The sequence below is a fragment of the Chromohalobacter canadensis genome (assembly GCF_029544075.1).
In the GTDB taxonomy this organism is placed as follows: Bacteria; Pseudomonadota; Gammaproteobacteria; order Pseudomonadales; family Halomonadaceae; genus Chromohalobacter; species Chromohalobacter canadensis_A.
Map to the genome: position 1 here is coordinate 500626 of NZ_JAJQJH010000001.1, position 16595 is coordinate 517220.

Annotated in this window: 13 protein-coding genes; 8 read left to right on the top strand and 5 right to left on the bottom strand. The window is 60.7% G+C overall.

Features of this window, described 5'->3' with window-relative positions; all coding sequences use genetic code 11:
* The first annotated feature begins 34 nt into the window (after positions 1–34).
* Entirely contained in the window at positions 35–1129 is a 1095-nt protein-coding gene (alr, locus tag LUN51_RS02385) for an alanine racemase (protein ID WP_277809969.1), read from the top strand.
* Between the two features lie 43 nt (positions 1130–1172).
* Positions 1173–2087 carry an LpxL/LpxP family Kdo(2)-lipid IV(A) lauroyl/palmitoleoyl acyltransferase gene (gene lpxL / locus LUN51_RS02390; RefSeq protein WP_277809970.1) on the top strand — a complete coding sequence of 305 codons (915 nt, stop codon included), beginning with the start codon at positions 1173–1175 and terminating at the stop codon, positions 2085–2087.
* A gap of 142 nt (positions 2088–2229) precedes the next feature.
* Here lpxL and ettA read toward each other — a convergent pair whose 3' ends face one another.
* The 3 genes from ettA to LUN51_RS02405 all read right to left on the bottom strand — a co-directional run bounded on the left by ettA (position 2230) and on the right by LUN51_RS02405 (position 5835).
* A complete protein-coding gene (gene ettA / locus LUN51_RS02395) occupies positions 2230–3891 on the bottom strand; it encodes an energy-dependent translational throttle protein EttA (protein ID WP_277809971.1) in 1662 nt (553 codons plus the stop codon).
* A gap of 121 nt (positions 3892–4012) precedes the next feature.
* A complete protein-coding gene (locus LUN51_RS02400; protein WP_277809972.1) occupies positions 4013–4447 on the bottom strand; it encodes a PAS domain-containing protein in 435 nt (144 codons plus the stop codon).
* A gap of 71 nt (positions 4448–4518) precedes the next feature.
* On the bottom strand, positions 4519–5835 hold the full coding sequence (locus tag LUN51_RS02405; protein ID WP_277809973.1) for an MFS transporter: 1317 nt from the start codon (positions 5833–5835) through the stop codon (positions 4519–4521).
* A 117-nt stretch (positions 5836–5952) separates the two neighbouring features.
* On the opposite strand from LUN51_RS02405, the gene LUN51_RS02410 reads away from it, so the two are divergent.
* The gene (locus LUN51_RS02410; protein WP_277809974.1) at positions 5953–6225 is read left to right on the top strand and encodes a SelT/SelW/SelH family protein; all 273 of its coding nucleotides are present in this window, start codon (positions 5953–5955) and stop codon (positions 6223–6225) included.
* A 216-nt stretch (positions 6226–6441) separates the two neighbouring features.
* Here the strand turns inward: LUN51_RS02410 and LUN51_RS02415 are convergent, their stop codons facing one another.
* A complete protein-coding gene (locus LUN51_RS02415) occupies positions 6442–7416 on the bottom strand; it encodes a zinc transporter ZntB (RefSeq protein ID WP_277809975.1) in 975 nt (324 codons plus the stop codon).
* A 116-nt stretch (positions 7417–7532) separates the two neighbouring features.
* Complete coding sequence (locus tag LUN51_RS02420; RefSeq protein WP_277810182.1) at positions 7533–8141, bottom strand: arylesterase; 609 nt, start codon at positions 8139–8141, stop codon at positions 7533–7535.
* Between the two features lie 46 nt (positions 8142–8187).
* On the opposite strand from LUN51_RS02420, the gene LUN51_RS02425 reads away from it, so the two are divergent.
* The 5 genes from LUN51_RS02425 (at position 8188) to LUN51_RS02445 (ending at position 16595) form a co-directional block, all read left to right on the top strand.
* The gene (locus tag LUN51_RS02425) at positions 8188–8907 is read left to right on the top strand and encodes an ABC transporter ATP-binding protein (RefSeq protein WP_277809976.1); all 720 of its coding nucleotides are present in this window, start codon (positions 8188–8190) and stop codon (positions 8905–8907) included.
* Positions 8904–11432 (top strand): ABC transporter permease, encoded by a 2529-nt coding sequence (locus tag LUN51_RS02430; RefSeq protein ID WP_277809977.1) that lies wholly within the window; start codon positions 8904–8906, stop codon positions 11430–11432. Before LUN51_RS02425 ends, LUN51_RS02430 begins: the two co-directional genes overlap by 4 nt.
* A 519-nt stretch (positions 11433–11951) precedes the next feature.
* Positions 11952–12419: an REP-associated tyrosine transposase gene (locus LUN51_RS02435; protein WP_246940924.1), complete on the top strand. Its 468-nt coding sequence runs from the start codon at positions 11952–11954 to the stop codon at positions 12417–12419.
* Positions 12420–13309: 890 nt separating this feature from the next.
* The gene (gene glyA / locus LUN51_RS02440; RefSeq protein ID WP_277809978.1) at positions 13310–14572 is read left to right on the top strand and encodes a serine hydroxymethyltransferase; all 1263 of its coding nucleotides are present in this window, start codon (positions 13310–13312) and stop codon (positions 14570–14572) included.
* A gap of 241 nt (positions 14573–14813) precedes the next feature.
* A complete protein-coding gene (locus LUN51_RS02445) occupies positions 14814–16595 on the top strand; it encodes a type I secretion system permease/ATPase (protein ID WP_040242533.1) in 1782 nt (593 codons plus the stop codon).

Consider the following 16595-nt stretch of genomic DNA (forward strand, 5'->3'; position numbering starts at 1 on the left):
GTCCGTTATTGCCTTGTTAGAAGGAACGTTTGCCATGTCCCGGCCGCTGATCGCCGATATCGACCTGGGCGCTTTGCGCCACAATTACCGTCTTGCCTGCGATCAAGCGCCGCAAAGCCGTGCCATGGCAGTCCTCAAGGCGGGCGCCTACGGCCATGGCGCGGTAGAGTGCGCCAATGCCCTGGCCGATGTTGCCCCCGCGTTTGCTGTCGCGAGTCTCGAGGAAGCGGTTGCGCTGCGTGAAGCGGGTATCGCACAGCCAATCATGTTGCTGGAGGGATTCTTCGATGCCACAGAGTTGCCGCTCATCGACTCACATCGACTATGGGTTGCCGCGCACAGCGACTGGCAGATCGATGCCTTGCTGGCGTTTCGGCCTCGGGCGCCGATTCCGACCTGGCTAAAGCTGGACTCCGGCATGCATCGCCTGGGGTTCGCGCCGGAAGATTTCGTGGCGCGCTGGCAGCGTCTGAAGGCGGCACCGGCTCAGGTCGCCGACCTACACCTGATGACCCACTTCGCCACCGCCGATGCGCTCGATCCTGGTTATTTTCGTCGCCAATTGGCATGTGCCGAGGCGCTGCGTGAGCGACTCGCGGCACCGGTTTGCCTCGCCAATTCGCCGGCCACGCTGGCCTGGCCGCAGACGCACGGTGCATGGACTCGTCCTGGCGTCATGCTCTATGGCAGTGATCCGCTGGAAGGTGCCAACGATGCGAGTCGCGCTCTCAAGCCGGTGATGACGTTACGCTCTGAGATCATTGCGGTGCGTGAGCTGGCGACGGGGGAAGCAGTGGGTTATGGCGGGCGTTGGCGGGCCCCGCGCCCTTCGCGCATTGGCGTGGTCGCGTGTGGCTACGGCGATGGCTACGATCGCCATGCTCGAGATGGCACGCCAGTGCTCGTCGATGGCCGGCGCGTGCCATTGGCCGGCAAGGTGTCCATGGACATGCTGACGGTCGATCTCACTGACGTGCCTGAGGCAGCTATCGGCAGTCGGGTCGTGCTATGGGGCGAAGGGCTGTCCATCGACGAGGTGGCGCGTCATTGCGATACCATTAGCTATACGCTGATGACCGGTGTCTTGCCCCGCGTGCCACGCCGTTATCGGGTGTCCGACACAGTGTAAAAATCCGCTACAATGAGCGGCGTTTCGATGCCCCGAGAGAGACATGGCCAAGCACGTATTTCCTGACAGTTTCGCCCACCCCCGCTATTGGCCCACCTGGTTGGCCATCGGACTGATGCGTCTCGGTGCCTGGCTACCCTGGCGCCTCAAGATGGCGACAGGGCACCTCATTGGGCTGGGCGCCTGGCGTTTCGCACGGAGTCGCCGGCGCATTACCGAGACCAATTTGGCGCTGTGCTTTCCCGAGCTGAGCGAGCATGAACGTGCCCGCTTGGTGCGCGATACTTTCATAGCCAATGGCAAGGGCATTCTCGAGACTGCCACCGGTTGGTGCCGGGATCCGGAGCACTTGCGTCATCGCGTCATCTTCAAGGGCGAAGAGCATATGGCGCGGGCCTTGGCACAGGGGAAAGGTGCGTTGATCATCGGCGTTCATTTTTCGACGCTCGATCTCGGCGGCGCGTTGCATTCGCTGTTCTTTCCTGCGGACGTCGTCTATCGCGCGCACGATAACCCCCTGTTCGAGCGTTTCATGACACGCGCTCGGGGACGTATCTTCGGGCGCGCCATCGATCGCCACGATCTGCGGGATGTCGTGCGTCGCATCAAGGCGGGGCATGCCGTCTGGTACTCGCCGGACCAGGATTTCGGGCGTGACGCCAGCGTGTTTGCACCGTTCTTCGGCGTGCAGGCGGCCACCCTCAAGTTGACCGCCAAGATTGCTCGCATGACCGGGGCCCCTGTCATGCCGCTGATCTTTCATCGCAATCCCGATGACGAGACCTATACGATGGAATACCTGCCTGCGCTGGAAGGTTTTCCCACGGGGGACGATGTTGCCGACGCCACACGTATCAACGGCCTCATCGCAGATGCCATTCGCCGGCATCCCGAGCAGTATCTATGGCTGCACCGGCGCTTCAAGACGCGCCCGCGAGGCGAGCCGAAGCTCTACTGAAACGGCGCTTCAAGCTGGAAGAGCGGAGCTTCGCGTTTGGAAGAGGGACGTTATAAGAATACCCCACGAACCTGGCGGTTGTGGGGTATTCTTCAAGCTTCAGCCCGCGAAGCGGGCGTTCTTACGTCTCCGGCGAAGCCGGTCAGGCATCGATACGCTTGTACTTCATGCGCTTGGGCGTGTCACTGCCCACACGCTGGCGATAGTCTTCCTCGTACTCGCTGTAGTTACCCTCGAAAAACTCCACCTGGGATTCACCCTCGTAGGCGAGAATATGGGTTGCGATGCGGTCGAGGAACCAGCGGTCGTGCGAGATGACCAGTGCACAGCCGGGGAAGGCGAGCAGCGCTTCTTCCAAGGCACGCAGCGTCTCGATGTCGAGATCGTTGGACGGTTCATCGAGCAGCAGGACGTTGGCGCCTTGCTTGAGGGTCTGTGCCAGTTGCAAGCGACCGCGCTCGCCCCCCGAAAGCTCCGATAGACGCTTTTGCTGATCGTTGCCCTTGAAGTTGAAACGTCCCACGTAGGCACGTGAAGACATCTCGTAGCCATTGATGCTGATCATGTCCTGACCGTCGGATACTGCTTCCCAGACAGTCTGTTTGTCGTCGAGATGATCGCGTAGCTGCTCCACATAGGCGATGTCCACGGTCTCGCCGATGACGACTTCGCCGCTGTCGGGCTGTTCCATGCCGGCGATCAGCTTGAACAGCGTTGACTTGCCGGCGCCATTGCCGCCGACGATGCCCACGATGGCACCCTTGGGTAGCTGGAATGAGAGGTTCTCGAACAGCAGCTTGTCGTCGAAGCGCTTGGCCACGTCATGGAATTCGATGACCTTGTCGCCGAGGCGCGGCCCGGGCGGAATGTAGATTTCGTTGGTCTCGTTGCGCTTCTGGAAATCGCCCGATTGCATTTCCTCGAAACGGTTCAGGCGCGCCTTGCTCTTGGCCTGACGCCCCTTGGCGTTGCTGCGTACCCACTCGAGCTCTTGCTTGATCGCCTTGTTCTTGGAGGCCTCCTGCTTGGCTTCCTGCTCGAGGCGTTTTTCCTTCGACTCAAGCCACTGCGAATAATTGCCCTCGAAGGGAATGCCCTGGCCGCGGTCCAGCTCAAGAATCCAGCCGGCCACGTTGTCGAGGAAGTAGCGGTCGTGGGTAATCGCCACCACGGTTCCGCTATAGTCGTGCAGATAGCGTTCCAGCCAGGCCACCGATTCGGCGTCGAGGTGGTTGGTCGGCTCATCGAGCAGCAGCATGTCGGGGCTCGAGAGCAACAGACGACACAATGCCACGCGTCGGCGCTCGCCCCCGGAGAGGTTACCGACCTTGGCGTCCCAGGGCGGCAGGCGCAGAGCCTCGGCAGCGACTTCCAGCTTGCGTTCGATGTTGTGCGCGTCGGCAGCCTCGATCAGATCCTCAAGACGTGCCTGCTCGGCAGCCAGGGCATCGAAATCGGCATCCGGCTCGGCGTAGGCGACATACACCGCCTCGAGCTTTTCTTGGGCGTCCTTGATCTCGCTCAAGGCTTCTTCGGCCGTTTCGCGGACGTTCTTGTCGTCGTCGAGTTCGGGCTCCTGCGGCAGATAGCCGATGTTAATGCCCGGCATGGGGCGTGCTTCGCCGTTATATTCCTTGTCCACACCGGCCATGATCCGTAACAGCGTGGATTTACCCGCGCCGTTGAGGCCGAGCACGCCGATCTTCGCGCCAGGGAAGAAGGAAAGCGAAATATCCTTGAGGATTTCATGCTTGGGCGGGACGATCTTGCCCACCCGATTCATGGTATAGACGTATTGCGCCATGGAATTCCGGTTTGGTTGGGAAATGGATCACAAGTAACGATGATAGAGGGGGCGTGGCGTAAAGGCTAGCGTGATGAAAGCGCGTCTACTCGCCGCGCGCCCCATTGCTTGAAACTTCCTCTCAGGCCTGCCCGAGCTCGGCGCGCAGACGCTTGAGTTCCTGCATTGCTTCGACACGTTCGGTGATATTCTTCTGCACACCGACGAAGTAGGTTAGCTGGTCTTCATCGTCGTAGACAGGCGTGATCGAAAGTTCGTTCCAGAACATCGAGCCGTCCTTGCGATAGTTGCGCAAGACCTCCTGGCAGGGTTGTCCTTCGCGAATCGCCTGACGAATGTTATCCAACTGAGGCTGGTCGCGGTCGTCGTTCTGAAGGAAACGGCAGTCGCGGTAGAGGATCTCGTCGGCACTGTAGCCGGTGAGCCGTTCGAAGCCTTGGTTGACATAGATCAGGATGGTTTCGTCGCCTTCCTGTTCGGCCACCACGATGCCATCGTCTGACGCGTTGACAATACGCTCCAGTAGCGCCGGGCTGATCATGGGAGGTCGTTTCATCGTCTCTGCGTTCCTTGGGACTGTCATGCACTCATCATGGCCATGCCGGGGGTGGATTTCAACGCGACGTATTACATCTCGACCTCCGGCAAGCGCTGGCTGGCAGCCGCCGCGCCTAGTGCGCATATCGCCAGTACGAGCAACAACCCACCGCTACCGATGAAGTATGCGACAGCGCCCAGCAACCCGCCTACCAGTAACATGAGAATTCCGGTAAAGGTGTTAGATAGCGCGACATACAAGGCACGCTTTTCACTACCTGCCATGTCGACCACATAGGTTTTGCGCCCCAACCGAACGCCGGCATGGGCGATGACGAGCAGCGCGTATACTAGCGCGTACGGCCATACGCTGTCGGTCCACATGCCGGGGAGCCAGGCGATCAATGCCGCCGCCGTGCAGCACAATGTGGCAATCACGGCGCTGTCGCGCATCACCTTGCGACTGGAGCGGTCTGCAAGCTTGCCCCATATAGGGCTGGCCAACATGCCTGCCAAGCCCGATACCAGGATCATGATACCCAGGCCGCCGAGGTTGGCGCCGCTTTGTTGTTGTCCCAACAGGGCGATATAGGGCAGAGCCAGCGCGCTGGAAAGCAGCAGAGCCCGCGCCAGATTGAAGTGCAGGAAGTGTCGGTCGGTACGCAGTAGGCGCAGGCCTTCGCCGAGGCTGCTCCAGATATTCTTGCCGCCCTCGGTGGCGCCGGGCGCTTCCTTGATGCGTGATGCACAGAGAGCATTCAGCGCCCAGCCGAGCGTGGCGGCGAGCAAGAGGATAGCTAGTGCGATCTGTCCCGGTCGATCTCCAAACAACATCAGCACCGCGCCCACGGCCAGTGTGATTGCGCCCGCGGCGCTACCGCTCCATCCCATGAGCGTGCCGCGGCGTTGCTTGGAAATCGTCTTGCCCAGCACGTCCTTGGTGGCGATCGACGAGAGCCCGCGGCCGAGCGACAGCACCACCAAGGCTGCGAGAATGATAGCCCCGCCCCAGGCGCCTCGGCCGAACAGCGCCATGATGGCCATGATCAGCGCCGCGAACGCTTGCACGATACCGCCGGTGACCCATACGCCCTTGCGAATCGCTTTGAGGCGAATGTAGCCGGCGACGAACACTTGCGGCAGCAGGGCGCCGGCCTCGCGGATCGGGACCAGAAAGCCCACCATCCACACTGGCGCGCCAAGAGCGCCTAGCAGCCATGGCAATACCAGGCGGGCGCTGGAAAGCTCATCGGCGAGCTTGTTGCCCAGCGAGGCCAGTAAGTGGCGCAGGAAGTTGCCAGGCTGCTCTTGGCAGGCGGCGTCGGAAATGTCCTTGCATAGCCGGCTGTCTTCGTCGCCGGTCAAGCGCTCGTAGAGCCGCGTCAGGGAAGAGGCACGATCACTCATGCGTTGTGTGTCCTTACGTTATGTCCTTGCTGACTGGTTGGCACGATTGTCTGACTTGTCCGAGGGGCACGGTCACCGCATCATGCCGTTTTATCCACCGTCGGAGGCGCGCTCGCCATGTCCCGCATTCGCATCCATTATTGCACGCAATGTCACTGGTTGTTACGGGCCGGATGGTATGCCCAGGAACTGCTACAGACCTTTGGTGAAGATCTCGATCAAGTTGCGCTGGCGCCAAGCCACGGCGGCCATTTCGAGATCGTCTACGATAACGACGACGTGATCTGGGAGCGCAAGCGCGACGGCGGCTTCCCCGATATCAAATGGCTCAAGCAGCAGGTGCGCGATAGGCTCGATCCCGAGCGAGATCTGGGGCACACCGACCGATAAGCCTGGGTAATACTGGGGTTTATCGCGAATAAATTCGCTCCCACGAAAACCAAGTTGGGTGGCGATGGCCTGATGTGGGAGGGAACTTGTTCCCGATAGCTTTAGCCGCTCTCGATCGCGAATAAATTCGCTCCCACGAAAACAAGCTCGGGTGGCAATGGTCCGATGTGGGAGGGAACTTGTTCCCGATGAGGTTGTGGTGAAGCCGTCTCGGCGTCACCACCAATGCTTGCGCTTGAGTAGCCACATCACGCCTAGTCCCATCACCAAGGTGAGCGTGATAAAGACGGAGAAACCATAAGGACTGTCGGCCCCTGGAATGCCGCCCACGTTGATGCCCAGTAGTCCGGTCAGGAAGCTCAAGGGCAGGAAAACGGTGGTGATGATGGCCAGCATGTACATGCGCTGGTTGAGCTGCTCGTTGTGCTCGCTCCAGATCTGTTCCTGGAGGATCAGCGCGCGCTCCTGCATGGCGCTGAAATCCTCGACATAGCGCGAGAGCTGGTTGGCATTCTCGCGCAACGAGACTTGAGTCGATTCATCGAGCCATTGCGGGCTCTGGGAAAGCTGCGAGAGACAGTCGCGCTGCGGCCCCATGAAGCGCCGCAGGGTGATGAAAGGGCGGCGCAGGCGGGTGAGGTCGTCGGCGTCGACATCGCCCTTGGCGAGTTGCAATTCTTCCAGCTCGCCGAGGGCGTTATCGAGTTGGTGGGAATAGTCGCCGACCTGATCCACCAACGTCTCGGCCAGCCAGGCAAGGAGGTCGGGGACCGACAGGGCCCCTTCGCCAGCATCCAGGCGTTCACGGACATCGCTGGCGGCTTTCAACGGACGACGACGCAGCGTAATCATGCGCTTGGGTGTCATCCACACCCGTAGCGAGATCATGTCGTCCATGGCGGCGCCGGGGTTGTGGTTGACGCCACGTAGCGTGGTGACGATGCCGCGCCCGAACTTAGCAACGCGCGGACGCGTATCCTCCTCGAGTAACGCCTCGACCACTGTCTCGTCGAGCTTGGCCAAGTCGTTGAGATAAGTCGCAACATCGTCGTGGCGAAAGTCGAGATGCATCCATACGGGGGCCTCATCGCTGGCCCAGGTGGCCTGCAACTCGCTTACGCTCAATAATTCGCCGCCACCTTGGCCGTTCAACCGATAGGCGGCCACCAGTGCGGTGTCTATGTCACTCATCGAGATCTCCTTGTCGACGATTAGCCCTGTACGCTAAACATGAGTGAAATAGTCATCGCTGATATGCGTAAAATCAACTGGGTAGGCAAGACTCCAGCGCCAGTGTCAGCGACTCTCTAATCATTCGTCGTCGAGGCTTGTTTCAGCATAGGTGTGAGGCCTTCCCACACATTGTCGAGGATCAACGGTTGCGCTTCGGTAGTGGGGTGTATGCCGTCGTCCTGCATCATGGCGTCTTGCAAGGCGATGCCATCGAGAATGAAAGGCACCAGGGGGACGTCGTATTCTTCACTGAGCTGCCGGAAGACGCCGCGAAAGGCATCGGTGTAAGAGGCGCCATAATTGGGCGGTATTTCGATGCCCAGCAGTAATACGCGCGCGTCGGCTGCCTGGCTTTTTTCGATCATGTCACGCAAATTGAGCTTCATCTGCTGTGGTGAAAGCCCGCGCAGGCCATCGTTACCGCCTAGTTCGAGCAGCACGATGTCCGGAGAGTGACGCTTGAGTAGCTCCGGCAGGCGTGCCGCGCCGCTCGAGGTGGTGTCGCCACTGATGCTGGCATTGATTACTCGGTGTTGACTGCCCAGGCGCTGTCGAAGCAAGTTGACCCAGCCGGTGTCGCTCTCGATACCGTGGGTCGCACTCAGGCTATCGCCGACCACGAGCAAGGTATCGGCGCGGGCATTCACGGCATGTCCTGCAGCGAAGCACAACACGGCGACCATCAGGACGCGCATGCCTCTGCGTATCCAGGAAGAGGAATTATCACGCATGTCCGACGACTCCTTGAGTGAAGCGAAAGCTCCCATTTTACACGCAAGTCACGTCGCGCAGCGCGTACGTAGCGGTGAGCGAGTACTGACGATTCTCGACGACTTGGCGTTGGACGTCCATGGCGGTGAGAGCGTGGCTATTCTGGGTAGCTCCGGATCGGGCAAATCGACCTTGCTGGGCTTGCTGGCGGGGTTGGATACGCCTAGTGAAGGCGATATTCAGTTATTCGGTGAATCGCTGAATGTCCTGGATGAAGACGGCCGGGCGCGGCTGCGTGCCGGGCAAGTCGGGTTCGTGTTTCAGAATTTTCAACTCCTGCCGACTCTGACGGCGCTGGAAAACGTCCTGCTGCCTCAAGAGCTTGCGCCCTCGGGCGATGACGAGCAGCGAGCGCGCGCCTGGTTGACACGGGTCGGGCTCGGCGAGCGGCTTGACCATCTGCCCAAACAGCTCTCTGGCGGTGAACAGCAACGTGTGGCGGTCGCGCGCGCCTTCGTCAGCCATCCTAGGCTGGTCTTCGCTGACGAGCCCACCGGCAACCTCGACCGAGCCACAGGGACGCATATCATCGACTTGCTGTTCGAGCTCAACCGGGAAATGGGGACGACCCTGATCTTGGTCACGCACGATCATGCCCTGGCGCGCCGCTGCGGGCGTTGTCTGCGCCTTGAAGAAGGGCGTCTGCAGGCCATGAGCCACGACGAGGTGGCCTCGTGAAGGCCTTCTCGCTATCGCTCAAGGGGTTGTGGCGCGATCTTCGTGCCGCCGATGTGCGGGCGCTTTTCGTGGCGCTGGCGTTGGCGGTGGCGGCCTCGACGATGATCGGCTTCTTCCTCGATCGTCTCGACCGGGGGCTGACCCGACAGGCCGGACAACTGATGGGCGGCGACTTGGTGCTCGAGCAGAGTGATCCCTTCTCCGAGGAGCTTCGCCAGACGCTGCGCGATGCCGGGCTGACGCTCTCGCAGCAAGTCGACCTGATCTCGATGGTCAGTCGCGACGATGCCTTCCAACCGGCCAGCCTCAAGGTCGTTGACGCCGCTTATCCGTTGTATGGGCAAGTGCGCGTCGACCGCGGCAAGGGCCTGGAGAGGCTGGCTCACGGCCCTGTGCCCGGTAGCGTGTGGGTGGCGCCGCGTCTGGCGCGCCTGATGGAACTCGACATCGGTGACACGCTCGCGATAGGCGACAGCACGCTCACCGTGAGTGGCCTGATCGAGCGCGAGCCGGATCAGAGCGCGGGGTTCTCGGCCTTCAATCCGCGGGTGATGATGCATCGCGATGACCTGGCGGCGACGGACCTGGTGCAGCCTGGCTCGCGGCTCGAATACGAACTGTTGGCCAAGGGACCGCCCGAAGCGGTGGCGCGTGTACAGTCACGTCTGGAGAGCCTGCGCGATAACGGTGTCGAAGTACGCGACGTGCGCGAGGATCGTCCTCGACTGGGCGGTGCACTGGACCGCGCCCAGCGCTACCTGAGCCTATCGGGACTGGCGGCAGTTTTGCTGGCGGGAGTGGCGGTGGCTATGGCCACACGTCGCTATGTCGATCGCCATTTGGATACTGCGGCATTGTTGCGCTGTTTCGGTGCTTCTCAGCGACAACTGGTGACATTGTTTGTCCTGCAGCTCGCCTGGCTGGCATTGGCGGCTGCGGTAGTGGGGGCGCTCCTGGGTCTGCTGGGACAGGCTGGTTTGCTGGTGATTCTGACGAATTTTCTGCCCCTCGAGCTGCCACCGCCGGGGCCATTGCCGCTATTGATGGGAGTGCTCACAGCACTGGCGGTGCTCATCGGCTTCGCCGGTCCCACCTTGTTGCGTCTCAAGCGTGTGAGCGCGCTCAAGGTGCTACGGCGAGAACTCGACCCTGTGCCCATGGCCGGCTGGGCCGTGGTGGTCATCGCCAGTGGCGTTTTCGGTGCCTTGCTATGGTTGTATTCGGGCGATTTCACGCTCTCGCTGGGACTTTTGATCGGCGGCGAACTGGCGCTGGCGGCCTTGTGGTTATTGGGCCACGGGCTACTCTCGGGGCTACTGCGACTGGTGCGAGGCGTCGCTGGCGAGCGCCGCCACGGCGCGCGGCACGCTTGGCGTCTCGGTGCGCGACAATTGGCCCGCCGCCGGCATGCCAGCTTGGGACAGTTGCTGGCCTTTTCGGTCACCTTCGCGGCCATGGCGATCATTGCTTTGGTGCGCGGCGATCTGGTGACGGCCTGGGAATCGCAATTGCCCGAGGATACGCCCAACTACTTTGCCATCAATATCCAACCGGCCGAGCGCGAAGGCTTCCGCGAGATCGTCGAGGGCGCCAGCGATACACGCAGTGCCCTGTATCCCATCGTACGTGGGCGGCTAGTGGCCATCGATGGCGACGCCGCCGAGGACGCAGTCCCGGCCGAGCAACGCGACGCCAACGTGCTGCGCCGCGAGCTCAATCTGACCTGGCGCGAGACACTGCCCGAGGGCAATCGCATCGTCGCCGGCGAATGGTTCGATGCGGACGCGCCTGCCGAGGACGACCGCCCGGTGCCGATCTCCATGGAACAAGATTTGGCCGAACGCCTGGACGTGACGCTTGGCGAGGTGCTGCGGTTCGACATCGGCGGCGAAACGGTCGAGGGACGCGTCACCAGCCTGCGCAGTCTCGACTGGGAAAGCTTCCGGCCCAATTTCTTCGTGATCTTTCCCCCGGGCACGCTGGAGCGCTTCAGCCATAGCTATATCACGGCCTTTCACCTGGAAGATGAGCGCCAGACGACCATCGGCCAGCTAGTCTCGCGCTACCCCGGCGTCTCGCTGCTCAATGTCGACGCGATTCTCGAGCAAGTCCGCGAATTGCTGGGGCAAGTGACGCGTGCCATCGAATTGGTGCTGGTATTCGTATTGCTGGCGGGCATCAGCGTGCTCTACGCCGCGCTCACCGCAAGCCGCCCGATGCGCGCGCACGAAAGCGCCTTGCTGCGTGTGTTCGGCGCCGGCGACCGGATGATCGCACAGATTCAAGGTGCTGAATTCGCACTGCTGGGCATTGCCAGCGGGCTGCTGGGCGCATTGCTGGCGGAAGCGGCGGCGCTGGGTGTCTACCTGATGTGGTTCGATCTACCGCCGCGCTTACATTGGCCGCTATGGGTCGTGATGCCCTTGGGCGGTGGGCTGCTCATTGGAGGCATCGGTCATCTGCTGACCCGCCAGGTACGTCGTCAAGCGCCCATGGAAAGCCTGCGGCTGTTGGGGGAAACCTGAGGTTTTCGATGGAGAATGCGGGTCGGGGAGCGAATTTATTCGCGATGGGGTGGCTCGAGGCTCCATCGGGAACAAGTTCCCTCCCACAAGGACGCAGGCCGAGCCTGCCTCTTAGAGAGAGACTTCTGCATCTGATGAGAGCTGGGGTTGGTGGGAGCGAATTTATTCGCGATGGGGTGGCTCAAGGCTTCATCAGGAACAAGTTCCCTCCCACAAGGACGCAGGTTGAGCCTGTCTCTCAAAGATAGCCTCCTGCCACAAAGGAGCGCAGGCCGAGCCTGTCTCTCAGAGAGAGACTTCTGCATCTGATGAGAGCTGGGGTTGGTGGGAGCGAATTTATTCGCGATGGGGTGGCTCGAGGCTCCATCGGGAACAAGCTCCCTCCCACAAGGGGCCTTGACCACGATGGCACCAAGGGAGATATGGGAGTTTATATATTAGATATTGTTTTATAAAAATAATATATTGTGCGGTGGGTCGGCCAACCATCAAGGCCGCAACAACGAGCATCGAGCGATTATGCCTAATAGCCACAAGCCAGGCTATAAAGCCCTGAGGGCAGGTCGGCGTTCCTTAACGGGTAACGCTTATCACATAACGACATGCACCCATCAGCGTAGGTACTTATTTAACGATTGGCTGCTAGCCCGGGTGGCCATAGGGTCGATGAAAGCCCTACACGATGATCAGTGCGTGGTTTCGCTATGCTTCGTGGTCATGCCCGATCATATCCACTGGCTTTTTACATTGGGCGAAAAACAGCCTTTATCTCACGTCGTGAAACGTTTCAAGGGACGCTCGGCGCAGTCCATAAACCGGTATTTAGCGCGGCAGGGCGTGGTCTGGGAAGAGGGTTACCATGATCACTTGATACGCGATGAAGAGGACTGGCAGGCAGTTGCTCGCTATATCGTTGCCAACCCGCTTCGGGCCGGGTTGGTAGAGGATATAGGCTGCTACCCGCATTGGGATGCTATATGGCTATGAACATCTTCCATCGGGAACAAGTTCCCTCCCACAAGGGCGCAGGCCGGGCCTGCTTCTCAGAGATAGCCTCCTGCCACAAAGGAGCGCAGGCCGAGCCTGTCTCTCAGAGAGAGACTTCTGCATCTGATGAGAGCTGGGGTTGGTGGGAGCGAATTTATTCGCGATGGGGTGGATCGAGGCTCCATCGGGAACAAGTTCCCTCCCACAAGGACGCAGGTTGAGCCTGTCTCTCAAAGATAACCTCCTGCCACAAAGGAGCGCAGGCCGAGCCTGCCTCTTAGAGAGAGAGACTTCTGCATCTGATAGAAAGCTGGGGTTGGTGGGAGCGAATTTATTCGCGATGGGGGGCTCGAGGTTCCATCGGGAACAAGTTCCCTCCCACAAGGGCGCAGGTTGAGCCTTTCTCTCAGCGATAGCCTCCTGCCACAAAGGAGCGCAGGTTGAGCCTGCCTCTTAGAGAGAGACTTCTGCATCTGATGAGAGCTGGGGGGGGTGGGAGCGAATTTATTCGCGATAGAAATGGGCACGCAAGAAGCCCCGCCGAGGATCGCTTGATCATTCGGCGGGAAAGACCAAACTTGCAGGGCATTGTCGGTAAGCGGGCATCCATGCCCCATGCAATCCTTCCACACGTCGACGAACTGCCGACGAGCAGGGCCACTGTAGCGTCCGGGAACGAAGCGCAGAAGATGAATTCACTCATCGCTACGTGCGGTTTTGGTCATCGCGCGCGTGCTTGAGTTCTTCTAAAGCGACCATGAGAAATCATGCAGCGACCCATGACTGCCTTTCATATGAAAGGCGTCACGCGCTGCGCTATCATGACGCCTTCGTTGACCCCGTGCGGCGCGTCGCCGCGCTGACCTTCCGTGATTCGAGGACTCTTGCCGATGTTCACCCGTGACATGCAGATTGCCGGTTTCGATGATGCCCTGTGGGACGCCATGCAGCAGGAGGTGGGCCGTCAGGAAGCGCACATCGAGCTGATCGCCTCCGAGAACTATGCCAGTCCGCGCGTCATACAGGCGCAGGGTACGCAGCTGACCAACAAGTACGCGGAAGGCTATCCCGGCAAGCGCTATTATGGCGGCTGTGAGCACGTCGATGTCGTCGAGCAGATGGCCATCGACTACGCCAAGGAGCTATTCGACGCGAGCTACGCCAACGTCCAGCCGCACTCCGGTTCCCAGGCCAACGGCGCTGTGTTCCAGGCACTGGTCAAACCTGGTGACACCGTACTGGGCATGAGCCTCGACGCAGGCGGCCACCTGACCCACGGCGCCAAGCCCAACTTCTCCGGCAAACATTACAACGCTGTGCAGTACGGCCTCGACGACAACGGCCTGATCGATTATGACCAGGTCGCTAGTCTGGCACGCGAGCACCAGCCGAAGATGATCATCGCCGGTTTCTCCGCCTACTCGCAGATCATCGATTGGGCCAAATTCCGCGAGATCGCCGACGAGGTGGGCGCTTACTTGCTGGTCGATATGGCCCACATCGCGGGCCTCGTCGCGGCGGGTGTCTACCCAAGCCCGCTGCCGCATGCGCATGTGGTCACCACCACCACGCACAAGACCCTGCGTGGTCCGCGCGGTGGCTTGATTCTCTCCGCCGAAAACGACGCCGAGATCGAGAAGAAGTTCCAGTCTGCCGTGTTCCCCGGTAGCCAGGGCGGCCCGCTGATGCACGTCATCGCCGCTAAGGCGATCTGCTTCAAGGAGGCGATGGAGCCCGACTTCAAGGCCTACCAGCAGCAGGTAGTGATCAACGCCAAGGCCATGGCCAGTGTATTCATCGAGCGCGGCTATGACGTCGTCTCCGGCGGCACCGAGGATCATCTCTTCCTGCTCTCGTTGGTCAAGCAGGGCCTGACCGGCAAGGACGCCGATGCCGCTCTGGGCCGCGCCCACATCACCGTCAACAAGAACGCCGTGCCGGGCGATCCGCAGAGCCCGTTCGTCACCTCCGGGCTGCGTATCGGCACGCCGGCAGTGACCACCCGTGGCTTCGGCGAGAGTGAATGCGCTGACCTCGCCGGCTGGATCTGCGACATTCTCGACGCCATGCAGCAGGGCGACACCGCGCAGGCCGAAGCCGACGTCAAGGCCAAGGTCGAAGCCGTCTGCGCGCGGTTGCCGGTATATCGCTGAACAGAGTCTCAGACGACTTGAGCGGCAAGGCGCGATAGCACCGCGCTGACCGCCATGCCTCACCAAACAGGGCCATGCTCTCATCAAGAGAGCATGGCCCTGTTACATTGCCTTATCCTTTCTAACCATTGAACATTATCTGTTACCCTATGCGGCTGTCATCATCGTCGGTCGAGAGACCTAGTGCCGACGACACTGCCGTCTTGAATTTCCTCATCCCTCATACCAAGCGAGTCGTTACATGGCGTCTTCCCAGTCACCCACCGATCTACAGTTGGCGCTTAAAAGCTGTCGACATTCGTTTGTCATGGTGGGCTTCTTCAGCATGTTCATCAACTTGCTCATGCTGGTGCCGCCGCTCTACATGCTGCAGGTCTACGACCGCGTCATCTCCTCGCGGAGCGAAGACACCCTGTTGATGCTCACCCTGGTGGTGGTGTTTCTGTTCTGCGTCATGGGCGGGCTCGAGTTCATCCGCTCGCGTATTCTGGTACGCGTCGGCAACCGGCTGGATACGCAAATCAACGAGCGCCTATATAGCGCCATGTTCCGCCGGGGCGTGCTGACCGCCGGGCAACAAACGGCGCAGCCCCTCAGCGACTTGACCAACTTGCGTCAATTCCTGACCGGCAATGGCTTGTTTGCCTTTTTCGATGCGCCCTGGACACCGGTTTTCATCGGGGTGCTGTTCCTGTTCGACGTCTGGTTCGGCGTTTTTGCGACCATCGCGGCGCTGATCCTGCTCGCGCTGGCCATCGCCAACGAGAAAGCCACCAAGGGTCTTCTCGCCGAAGCTAATAGCGAAAACATCAAAGCGCAGGACCTGGCCAACTCCAACTTGCGCAATGCCGAAGTATTGCATGCCATGGGTATGCTGCCCGGCATCATGGGCCGCTGGTCGGCCAAGCATCACCATTTTCTGGCCAAGCAGTCCCAAGCCAGCGACCGCGCGGGCATGTTGTCGAATATCTCCAAGGTGCTGCGCATGATGTTCCAGTCGCTCATCCTCGGGTTGGGTGCGCTGCTGGTCCTCGAAGGCGACTTGACGCCGGGCATGATGATCGCCGGCTCGATCCTCATGGGCCGTGCCTTGTCACCCATCGACCAGATGATCGGTAGCTGGAAGGGCTTCGTCAGCGCACGCAGCGCTTATCATCGCCTCAACGAATTGTTCGAGAAGGTGCCCGCCGAGCAACGCCGCATGTCACTGCCCGCGCCGGAAGGCCGGCTATCGATCGAAAGCGTCGCCGCCGCGCCGCCGGGCGCGCGTATGGCGACGATTCGCGGCATTAACTTTGAAACCGCGCCGGGTGAGCACATCGGTATCATTGGTCCCAGCGCCGCCGGCAAGTCCACCCTGGCTCGCGTGTTGCTGGGGATCTGGCCGTCGCAGGTTGGCACGGTTCGCCTGGACGGTGCGGATATCAGCCAGTGGAACCGGGACGAACTGGGACCCTACATTGGTTATCTGCCCCAGGACATCGAACTTTTCGACGGCACCATCAGCGAGAATATCGCGCGTTTCGGCGAGGTCGATCCCGAAAAGGTCGTCGCCGCAGCCAAAAAAGCCGGCGTTCACGAGATGGTGTTGCAACTGGGCAACGGCTACGACACCTACATCAATGCCAGTAGCGGCGCGCTCTCCGGTGGTCAGCGTCAGCGCGTCGGTCTGGCGCGGGCCTTGTATGATGACCCCGCCCTCGTGGTGCTTGATGAGCCCAACTCCAATCTCGACGACAACGGCGAGCGCGCCCTCAGCCAAGCCATCGAAACGCTCAAGCGAGAAGGTGCCACGTTGTTCGTCATCAGTCATCGACAGAGTGTACTCAAGCACGTCGATCAACTGTTAGTGCTGAAGGACGGTCAGGTCAGCATGTTCGGTCCACGCGATCAGGTCATGGCGCGCTTTGCCCAAAAGGGCAACAAGCAGGGGCAAGACAGTAACGCTCGCTTGAAAGCCGTCCACGCCTCGCAGGGAACCCAGCCCGCTCCACGTCGCAACGATTCCACGCCGGAGGCGTAA